This window comes from Roseofilum sp. Guam (genome assembly GCF_017746735.1).
Lineage (GTDB): Bacteria > Cyanobacteriota > Cyanobacteriia > Cyanobacteriales > Desertifilaceae > Roseofilum > Roseofilum reptotaenium.
On the sequence record NZ_JAGHZN010000087.1, the window covers coordinates 1 to 10,951 of the forward strand.

Here is a 10,951-nt window from a genome sequence, read left to right on the forward strand (position 1 = left end):
TCATCGAGTGGTTGCTTCCCCTAGTGCCACCCACCCCCGTTGAAGTCCTCAAAACCGAACTGATACAAGAACCCATTCGCGCTGATTCGGTTACCTTCTTAAAAGCGGGGAATCAAATTCTGCACATCGAGTTTGAAACCCGTCCCTATTCTGAACCACCCCTACCCTTCCGAATGCTCGACTACTATGTGAGGTTAAAACGGCAATATGGTTGCTCCGTACATCAAGTGGTCATGTTCTTACGAGAAACGGTTTCCGAACAAGTTTTGGTCTCTAAGTATGAGGATACGAATACCCAGCACCGATACCAAGTGATTCGACTGTGGGAACAAGACCCAAATTTACTGCTCTCTTCTCCCGGTTTATTGCCCTTTGCCACCTTATCGAAAACTACCGAACCGCGCCAGTTACTCCAGCAAGTGGCGAATCAGGTTGCTACAATCGAGGAGACTAAACAACAAGCAGATGTCCTGGCTTGTAGTCAAGTGCTGGCGGGTTTGAGATTTGAGAAAAAGTTAATTAGACAATTATTGAGGAAAGAGATAATGCGCGAATCAGTGATTTATCAGGAAATTTACCAAGATGGTCTGCAAGAAGGGATTCAAAGAGAGGCATCTTTAATCACTCGCCAATTGACGCGACGAGTGGGGGAACTCTCTCCAGAATTGAAAGCGCAGATTCAGTCTTTGTCTGTGGAAGTGTTGGAAGATTTGGGGGAAGCACTGATCGATTTTACTGGAGTTGAGGATTTAGTGTCTTGGTTGGCAGAGCGCCACTCTTAAGTTGAGGAAGTAGAACGGATGACTTGTTTTACTTACGCGCAGATGCTCAACATTTAGGCAAAATAATTTATCAACATTGGGATATTGAACATCAAGTTTACTCCTCTCACTGTATCTTCTGACTGGTGGCTAAATGTTGTTTGAGAGTTTCTACAGATAAAGTCCCTTGGATATGTTGCCAGGGTAAAACTTTTTCGGTTGACCAATTTTGATGCACATAATCTTCTAGCGGGGGCAGTTGTCCTTGAAAATGCTTAAATGCTTGCCGATAACTCCCTAGAGAATCCCCTGAATTTTGCGTGAATTCTAGGATGTGAGATAGACGGCGATCGCCTCTGGAAATTAGTGCTTGGATCACCGACCAATTGTAACTCTCGGGGCGAAACTCCACGCCGATTTTTCCTAAACCTTTTTGCAAGAGCTTTAATCGCTTCTTTGCTTGTGGGTTGACTCCATACCATTGAAAGGGAGTATGGGCTTTTGGAACAAAGGTGCTACATCCCAAGGTTAAGCGCAATCCGGGCGCGGCTTTTTTCAATTCTTGCATTAACTCTAAAGTGGGTTCTAAATCCTCAATTTCTTCTCCAGGAATACCCACCATGCCATAAAATTTAATCCCTTTCAGTCCTCCTGCTTTGGCATTAATGGCAGCTTGGATAATTTCCTCTTGTTGCAGTTTCTTATTGACGATCGCCCGCAGTCTTTCCGATCCGCTTTCAATGGCAATGGTAATGGAGCGGCTATCCCGTTGACTAAGAATACGAGCAAGTTTTTCAGTAACCGTATTCGTGCGGACAGAAGCTAGACTCAGACGAACCTGGTCATATTGCGGTTGGCTCAGATAATCGAGCAGGGCATTAAATTCAGGATGTTGGGTGACTGAAGCACCTAATAATCCCAGTCGGTTGGTCAATTTTAACCCTTGTTCAATGGCGGGAATTAATCCTTCTTGAAGATGAGCGGTGCGAAAGGGTAAAGTGAGATAACTAGCGAGACAAAATCGACAGAGTTCTGGGCATGATCGCACAACTTCGACCATATAAATGTTTTCCCACGCGGCTTGTGGGGTAACGACTCTAGAGGCGAGGAGGGTTTTACCGCGATAGGTTTGTTTCGTTGGCCGTTCAGGAATGCTATCTTCAAGGGGCGTAATTGCAGCGATCGCTCCCGTTGGACTGTCGTAAGTCACCTCATATAACCTCGGTACATAAATTCCTTCTCCCTGAGCCAGATATCTCAATTGCTCGCCCCTGGATGCAATCCGAACCTCTTGATATCGGTCAATAAACTCCCCTAATAACTGTTCCCCATCCCCCAATAAAATCACGTCAAAAAAGTCAGCAAAGGGTTCAGGATTGGCGGTTAATACTGGCCCACCCCCAAAAATTAGGGGATGATGCTGTTGGCGCTGCTCACTTCGCCTGGGTATACCGAGTTGGTCAAGCAACAGCAAAATATTGCCATAGTCCAATTCCCAGGATAACGAGAAACCAACCAGTTCAACCTGTCTGGGGCGTTTTTCCTGTCCATCCGTAAATAGACGGCTCACTGCCACCTGTGATCGCTCACGCAACTGCGACCAAATCACTTGATAGCCTAAACTGGTGATACCAATACTGTAGGTGTTAGGAAAGGCAAAAATTACCGGAATAGCAGTGCTTTCAGGGGATACCGGGTCGAATAAAAGCTGTTCTTCATGTAGGGGGATAGACAAGGAAAAATGCGGTTAGTTTAATTTTGATCGCAAATAGGGCAATTTACCCTATGACAATACAAAAAAATCGGACTTTTGTCAAATTGATAGAAATTGCCTCAAAAATAGGGTTAAGTTCTCATGAGCAATAGCAAAACTTTTAATTAATCTAAGTCTCACTTTTTTAAAGAATAGGTAAAAAATAAGTGAAAATACTGAGTTTTTGTTTGCCCTCATCAGTTATCCTGAAAGGATACCCTTCTTTATATTAATCGGGTGCATTCTAAGGGGGTAAACCGGGTGAACCAGTTAGAAGGGAGTAGCCAAAACAATGAAATCGAGATCAACCCATTTACAGGGAAAAGCGCAAACCGTGGTTAGTATTCATCGAGAAGGGGTACATCGAGATACATTAATTCCCCGTGACGAAGGAGCGCTTAATGTAGAGAGTTTATCGTCGATCACTTTGGGGGATCAAGCCGATCGCCTCTTTGAACAAGCCAGTACCTGTCAGCAACAAGAAAATATTAAAGCGGCTCAAACCTACTGGCAAGAGTGTTTACCCCTCTACGAAAGCTTGGAAAACCATCAACAGATTAGTCAAGTTTTGGGCCATTTAAGTCATTCCTATTATGCCCAAGGGGACTATAATCGTGCTATCGAATATCAAAAACAACGATTAAAATTAGCCCAACAATTGGGCAATGTGCGCCTAGAAGCCCAAACTTGGGGAAATTTGGGCAATGCTTACCGCCATCAAGGAAGCTACACAGAAGCCATTACCGCTGAAAGTCGCAGTATTGAACTGGCGCAAGAGATGGGAGACAACTGCCTATTAGCCGTGGGCTTAAACAATTTGGGCTTAGTCTACAAAGCTCTCAACGACTTACCCAAAGCGATCGCATATCAGACTCGGAGTTTAACCCTAATTCGGGAACAAGACAACCCCCTGATCCAAAGCCAAATCCTACGAAACCTGGCTAATGCCCACCATTCCCTAGGCAACTCTGAGCAAACCATTCACTATTATCAACAATTATTAGACTTAGCTCGTAAAACCCAAAATCAACGTTTAACTGCCAAAGTATTGAGAAATTTAGGCAATACCTTCCACACCCTGGGAGATTATAGCCAAGCCATTACGTATTACGAAGAACGACTACAGCTTGCTGAAAAAGTGAAAGACCAACGCATGAAAGAACAAACCCTAGGCAGTTTAGGGGTAGCTCACGATGCTTTAGGAAACTATCACGAAGCGACTCGCTATTATGAACAGCGCCTACAAATTGCCCTACACCTCAAAGACAAACGCTTAACTGGGCAAACCTTAGGAAATTTAATTGTAGCCTGTAGTGCCCTCGGTGACTTACTCAAAGTTGAGCAATACCGAGAGCAACGGCAAGCTTTGGCTTAAGGGAATAGGGAATAGCGGTTCTATTATTCATTATCCATTACCTACTTCGTTTGATAGGCGCTCATCGGCTCTTTGATTAACCGAATATATAGATGTTTAAACGTAGATCTAATGACCCTGGGCATCCCAAAATCAATAGGTTGTATCTTATCCGGTAACTTCCAATTGGCGATCGCTAATTCCTGCGGATTACACAACGGAAACTCTACCTGCTTCTGAGCATAACAGCCCGCAGCCAAAGCTGCAACATGGGTGGGAACCTCCATCGGATCAACCCCCAATAGTTCCAAAACGCTTAAGTCCAGAGCAAACACATCCTCAGATGCTCCTAAAATACCCAGGAACCGGGGACTACCCCTCATTGGCCCGTTTCCTTCATGGGCAATAATACCATCAAAAATCGTTAAATTTGGCGCAATAGTCCGAGCGGTTTCCACCAACATCGCTCCAAACTCCTGGGAACTTTTCCCCGCTTGCATATGCCACCAAGCCTTCATTTTTCCAGGCACACAGCCAAATAGATTTTTCACTCCCAACGTCATCGTCAACTGTTGGTGAGCCTTAATCTTCGGTAAATTAATCACTACATCCGCATCCATTGCTTCCTTAGACAGCAACAAATGCCCAAAGCGATCGCCTTCCGCTTGATATCGTTTTCCCCGAAATTCTACGATCGGTAAATTCACCTGCTGCAAAAACGGTAAATACCCATTCGCCTCAGCAACCCCTTCCGCAGTCCCAAACGCCGGACTATCGCCCAAAAATGGCACACCTCCTGCTTCTTTAACCAACCGTGCAACCTCAACCACCAACTCCGGACGAGTCACACACTCATGAGTTGGTCGAGACCCCGTTAATAGATTAGGTTTAAGTAAGACGCGATCGCCCCGTTTAACGATTGATTCCATACCTCCCAAAGGAGCCAAAACTTCCAGCAGAGAAGCTCTGAGCGCCTCTCGATCATAGGAATTCGCCCGCACCAAACTTACTTGACTCATGATCACAATTAACAATTAATAATGAAGGTTTTCCTCATTTCTCTCGTCATTATAGTCAAGGAAATAGGGAAGAGCGAACAGGTCATAATCTATCTTTGTGTCTTTGCCTCTCCCATTCCCTATTCCTCTTTCGCCTCTGCCAACCAAGCGTCAAACTGTGCTTGATTCTCACTCACCCATTCCTGAGCCAAACGGCGAATATCCTCCGGTGTATCAGCTCCCTCTTTAATTTGTAAGCTCACTTCATTCATATCGGCTACTGGAATACTCACCAATTCAAACCACCGTTTAGCCCTCGAATTTCTGGATGCAAACGTTCGGTTCACCACAAAACGTTGTCCCACAGCCGGCCATCCCAAATTTTTACCCTCAAACGTCGTATCCGTTTCCGTTATCCCTACCATATGCTCAGGTAAAGATGTAAAAGGAACTTCTAAAGCCATCACCTCTCGATCAGGTTTCAAAACAGCAAATATCCAATGTGGATTATAAGCGTAATAGAAAATAGGCTTTCCTTGCTCGTAACGATCTATGGTATCTGCCAAAAGGGAAGTATAATTTCCCTGCTCTTGTTCTACCGTATCCTCAAGTCCATAAACTTTGAGATGATGATTAATCACCGATTCACACACCCAACCCGGATTACATCCAACTAAGTTTGCTTTGCCATTGGCATCCGTATCAAAGAGATTGGCAATTTGAGGATCTTTCAACTGTTCAAGATTAGAAATTCCATATTCATCAGCCGTTTTTTTATCCATGTGATAGCCTTGAGAACCGGGCGGTATCACTTTGCCAACTTTCTCTAACTCATTATTGCCATTAGCCTGATTAAATAAAGATTCATGACCCGCATCGTAAGATACCACACTATAATCGAGAGATTGAGTCGCCAAAGATAGATAAATGGCTGGATAATCTAACGTTTTCGGACTCTCAATGGGGTAACCCAATTCGGCTAAACCAATATTAACCACTTCCGTTTGAAAGCTCTCCTCAACCCAACTACTATGGGCGGAACGCACTAGCGTATCTTGAGTTAAGTCTGAATTAGACCGACAGCTCATCAAGCCCACCGCGATCACCAACAACACACTGGACGAAAACAACCGACGATATGATTTTCCAGGCATAACATTTAGGGATAATAAAAAAATAGTATAAGTCCGGATATATATAGTAATCCAATAAATTGAGGGCAATAGGGAATAGAAAATTCCCCTATTGCCTCATCTGCCCACTCCCCCATCTCCCCATTCCCCCACACTTGACAAATTTGCTTTACACTATTGACGATTGAGGGTCACTTAGGGAATGATAAGTAACCATAATCTATGCTTAAGTAACCACACCCTCATTTAAACGGGGTTTGCATACAGTTTATCTTCAATTATCAGTGTCTAAAGCGATCACGTGAGGAGAGCAATGAAAAAGTATCAATTTGGACTAAGTGGAGTGCTGCTCGGCAGTGCCGCCGTGATGGTAGCCAATGCTTCGGCTTGGGCGGCTCCGACCCGAATTACCAACGTCTCCCTAAACCCTAAGAATGACGGCATTGAAGTCATCCTAGATACTCAAGAAGGCGATCGCCCCCAAATATTTGCCGTGCCCAACGGCAACGAATGGATTGCTAACATCTCCAATATGCAGCTCAACATTCCCAGCGGCGAATTCATGCAAGCCAACCCTGCCCCAGGCATTGCCGCCGTTCGTATCAACTCCATAGATGGCAACAGCGTTCGCGTTACCGTCACCGGCAACCAAGGCAGCCTCAGCGGCCGCATCAGTATCCAAGACGGCTCTAACTTCATTCTCTCCCTCAAGCAAGACGACCCTAAACCCACCGCCAATACGACACCCCAACCTCCTCCCCGACCGGTTGCTCAAACACCGCCCCAACCCATCGCCCAGGGCACTCCCAACAACAGTGTACCGCTACCAAGCTTGCAAAACGGCATCCCCAGCCTACCCCCCGGAACCGGTGTCGCGCCTCCCTTCCGGCAAAGAGCGATCGCCCCACCGCTCGGTGAGATCTCCGTCTCCACCATCGACGCATCCGGCCGCACCATTAACCTCGGCTCCTCCGAAAACGTCCCCCGTCTCGTTCTCCGGGATGCCCCAGTGCGCGATGTTCTCGCCCTCCTCGCACGGGTAGCCGGTATGAACCTCGCCTTTACCGACGGTGCAGGAGGGGGTGAAATTCCCGAAGGCCAAGCCGGAGCCTCTACTGCCGTTGCCGGATCAACTATTTCTCTCGACATCGAAAATGAACCCGTACAAAACGTCTTTAACAGCGTCCTGCAACTGAGCGGCTTGCAAGCCAACCGCGTTGGCCGCACCATCTTTGTCGGTACCAACCTGCCTCTCGAATCAAGTCCCGTCATCACCCGCACCCTCCGCCTCAACCAAGCTGAAGCTGAAGCCTCCGCCACCCTCCTCGCCTCCCAAGGAGCCGACTATCAACGAGTCGTTACCAATACTACGCGTGTAGTGGAAGGCGACGGGGTAGACCGACGGGAAATAGAAGAAACAACGACTAGCATTGAAAATTTCACCGTTCAAGAAGCAAACGGTCCCCTCCTACTGCGCGGCCTATCCATCATTGCCGACGAGCGCCTCAACTCCATCACCCTCGTCGGTGACCCTCGCAAAGTAGAAATTGCCACTGGCTTGCTCTCCCAACAAGACCTACGCCGCCGTCAAGTATCCGTCAATGTCAAAGTCATTGACATTAACCTTAATACTACAGAATTTTCTAACAGTAGTTTTTCCTTTGGTTCCGGGGATTCGTTCTTCGTGGTCGATGGTGGTCGAGGTGTAGCCAACTTTGGACGCTTAAGACCACCTACAGCCGATCAAACCCTCAGTAATCAGTTTGGTCGTCCCGTTGTCCCCAACCCCCTTGCTGGCAACACTCCCTTTATTAACCCCAATGGAACCCAACTAGTGCGCGACCCCGCTACCGGCCAACTGGTTCCCACAGGTCGAAACCGACCGGGTTCTGTTTTCGCCCCTGGTGGCTCACCCACTACCCCCGGAGTTACTGGATTTGATTCTTCTGTTGGTATTCCTGGCGCTCTGGGTCGTCAGGTATCTCCTGCTTCTGGAACACCACCCCTGTATTATGACCGCAATGGTATTCCCCGCAGTTTGAATGAACTTACCGTTGGCGGCGGAAGCTTTCAACCCTTAGTCGATCAAACGAATAATCTGGTGACTGCTCCCACTGCTGGCACTCAAGCCCCTCGATTTTTTGATAACACGGGTCAACCTAGGCTGTTAAGCGAGCTGCAACTCGGTGGGGGACAGCTACCGGCGCTACAAACCCCCAATGGTTCCCTGATTACGGCTGGAGCTGGAGCACAAGCCCCACAATTTTTTGATGCCAATGGTCAACCTCGAAGACTGAGCGAACTCACCATTGGGGGTGGAAATATCCAACCTCTGCTCAATCCTACCGGGAATGTCGTCACGGCTGGAACCGGGGCCCAATTTTTCCTTGATTCTACCGGTACGCCCCGACTACTAAGTGAATTAAATATTCCCGGACTTCCTGGTGCTAACGGGCCATTTGCACCCTTGCAACAAAACACGAGTGGAGCGGTTCTCACGCCAGCTCAAACTGGTACGCCAACGCCTCAATTTTTTGATATTAATGGCGTTCCCCGCAACTTTAGTGACTTAACCATAGGAGGGGGCACATTCCGACCCCTGATTAATCCCGTCAATGGCCCCGTACCCGTAACTGCCCAGCCTCCCCGGTTCTTCGATACGACCGGTACGCCTCGCCTATTGAGTGAATTAACCCCTGGTGGGGGTAACTTCCAGCCCCTAACTAATGGTCAAAATTTAGTTTCTGCGACTCAAGCGATTGCTCCTCAATTTTTCGATGCCAACGGCGTTCCCCGCTTATTGAGTCAACTTGTTCCAGGAGGTGGAAACATTCCTGCCTTAACTAACCCCACTGGAGAACTTATTTCTGCTGCTACAGGTGCTGCTCTTAATGGCTTACCCGCTATTATTGGCCAAGCCGCCCAACTCACCTACCAACTGCCGCAAGTTTTCCAATATCCCAACCAGTTCCTAGCGCAACTGCAAGCGAATATTCAAGAAGGAACTGCTACGATCCTCACTGACCCAACTCTTACCATTCAAGAAGGGGAAACTTCAACGATTAACCTTACAGATCGCATCCCTGTTAATATAGAACAAGAAACGACTATTAATGCTAACACTACCACCACCACAGTTAACACTGAATTTGAAGATGTAGGTCTATTAATGCCAATTGCCGTAGATCGAATTGATGATAATGGCTTTATTACCATGACCATTAATCCTCGTATCTCTACCCCAACAGGTACTTTTAATATCCTTGTAGGGGGTTTGCAACAACAAGTATCATTGGTTTCGAGACGAGAGTTAAGTTCGGGTAAAATTCGTCTGCGTGATGGTCAAACCCTTTTGATTGCTGGAGTAATTCAAGACCAAGAACGGGAAACGGTTTCTAAACTTCCCATTCTTGGAGATCTACCCATTATCGGCCGCATGTTCCGCCGAACTGACAACCGATCTGAGCGTGCAGAAGTGGTGATTGTGGTTACTCCCAACATCATCCAAGATGTAGAAGATGCAAACTGGGGATATGGCTACGCTCCCAGCCCCAACGTCCAGCAACAACTTCGTAACCGAGGCTTCCGCTATCCTGGCAGGTAATAGGGAATAGGCAAGAAGCAAAAGGCAAGAGGCAATTTCCCCTCGTCTCTGCGTCTCCCCATTCTCTCATTCCCCCATTCCCCCCCATCCCCCCCACCATGAACCAACCCACAGTTATCGGCATCGATATCGGCGGAACCGGCATAAAACTGGGCCAGTTTGCTCAAGATGGCAGTTGCCAAAACACTCTCACCATTGCCACCCCCCAACCCGCAACACCAGAAGCTATACTGGCTGCCCTACTCTCAACTCTTGCCGAAGTTGACCCAGAGCAAACCGCCTTAGCCTTGGGAGTTGGAGTCCCTGGTCCCGTAGACAAAAGCGGTAAAATTTCTCGCATTGCTATAAACCTATGTGAGTGGCAAGATGTACCCCTAGCCTCCTGGTTAGAAGGCAAAACGGGTAAACCTACTGTCCTCGCTAATGACGCAAACTGTGCTGGATTAGGTGAATCCTGGATTGGAGCCGGCCGTAACTTCCAAGACCTGATCCTGCTCACCCTCGGAACCGGAGTTGGGGGAGCTATCATCATAAATGGCAAATTATTTACTGGTCGCCATGGCGCAGCCGGAGAACTGGGCTTAATCACCATTGACCTCTACGGTCATCCTTGCAACAGTGGTAACCGAGGTTCCTTAGAACAACAAGTTTCCATTCCTGCTATCCGCCGTCAAGGGCATCTCGAACCCCAAGAACTCGGCCATCTCGCTGAAAGTGGCAACCGACAAGCCTTAGATTTTTGGGAAAACTACGGTCATCGTTTAGGGGCAGGAATCGCCAATTTAATCTATATTTTAACCCCAGAAGCAGTTATTCTTGGTGGTGGAATTAGTCAAAGTGCCCCTTACTTCCTCCCTGCCACCCTAGAAGAAATTGAACAGCGGGTTCTACCAACGTCTCGCGAAGGACTCCAGGTTTTAGTTGCTGAATTAGGCAATCAAGCGGGAATGGTGGGCGCAGCTAAACTAGCCTGGCAATATTATACAGCGCAAAGCGCTGGGGAATAGGGAATAGGGAATAGGGTTGTGGTACATGGAGAGAGAGGATTCAAGCTTGTGTTTCATAACGCAAGCCAAGTGCTGTATGAGTCATGAGTAGGAGCAAAAAAATGCGCCCCTACAATGCCTTTCTTACAGTTATTTAAATCTACTCTAATACCATTTCTTTATGAAGTTGCGCTTAATAATGCCTCGATTAAGTAGTCCCATCGAGCTGAAGGGGCGACAAACAAGCTAGAAGACAGACGGCAAAAGGGAAATAGCCCTTAAGCCTTTCTGATAATGGTGGCGAGATTGAGGTGAAAAGGACATCATCAATTCAACCTCATCGGCAAAATCCGCAAGAGAAT

7 protein-coding genes are annotated in these 10,951 nt (G+C 47.3%); 4 read left to right on the forward strand and 3 right to left on the reverse strand.

Annotated features, from left to right (window positions below; translation table 11 throughout):
• The first annotated feature begins 2 nt into the window (after positions 1-2).
• The gene (locus J7529_RS23445; protein ID WP_413038975.1) at positions 3-782 is read left to right on the forward strand and encodes an Rpn family recombination-promoting nuclease/putative transposase; all 780 of its coding nucleotides are present in this window, start codon (positions 3-5) and stop codon (positions 780-782) included.
• A gap of 106 nt (positions 783-888) precedes the next feature.
• On the opposite strand, the gene J7529_RS23450 is transcribed toward J7529_RS23445, so the two are convergent.
• Entirely contained in the window at positions 889-2,496 is a 1,608-nt protein-coding gene (locus tag J7529_RS23450) for a radical SAM protein (protein WP_318730983.1), read from the reverse strand.
• A gap of 310 nt (positions 2,497-2,806) precedes the next feature.
• On the opposite strand from J7529_RS23450, the gene J7529_RS23455 reads away from it, so the two are divergent.
• Positions 2,807-3,889: a tetratricopeptide repeat protein gene (locus tag J7529_RS23455; protein WP_318730984.1), complete on the forward strand. Its 1,083-nt coding sequence runs from the start codon at positions 2,807-2,809 to the stop codon at positions 3,887-3,889.
• Between the two features lie 41 nt (positions 3,890-3,930).
• Here J7529_RS23455 and J7529_RS23460 read toward each other — a convergent pair whose 3' ends face one another.
• Together J7529_RS23460 and proX are read right to left on the reverse strand one after the other, a co-directional pair.
• A complete protein-coding gene (locus J7529_RS23460) occupies positions 3,931-4,887 on the reverse strand; it encodes a DUF362 domain-containing protein (protein ID WP_318730985.1) in 957 nt (318 codons plus the stop codon).
• Between the two features lie 119 nt (positions 4,888-5,006).
• Entirely contained in the window at positions 5,007-6,020 is a 1,014-nt protein-coding gene (gene proX / locus J7529_RS23465) for a glycine betaine/L-proline ABC transporter substrate-binding protein ProX (protein WP_318730986.1), read from the reverse strand.
• Between the two features lie 292 nt (positions 6,021-6,312).
• On the opposite strand from proX, the gene J7529_RS23470 reads away from it, so the two are divergent.
• Positions 6,313-9,603 carry an AMIN domain-containing protein gene (locus tag J7529_RS23470; protein WP_318730987.1) on the forward strand — a complete coding sequence of 1,097 codons (3,291 nt, stop codon included), beginning with the start codon at positions 6,313-6,315 and terminating at the stop codon, positions 9,601-9,603.
• A 98-nt stretch (positions 9,604-9,701) separates the two neighbouring features.
• Positions 9,702-10,610 carry an ROK family protein gene (locus J7529_RS23475; RefSeq protein WP_318730988.1) on the forward strand — a complete coding sequence of 303 codons (909 nt, stop codon included), beginning with the start codon at positions 9,702-9,704 and terminating at the stop codon, positions 10,608-10,610.
• Positions 10,611-10,951: the final 341 nt, after the last annotated feature.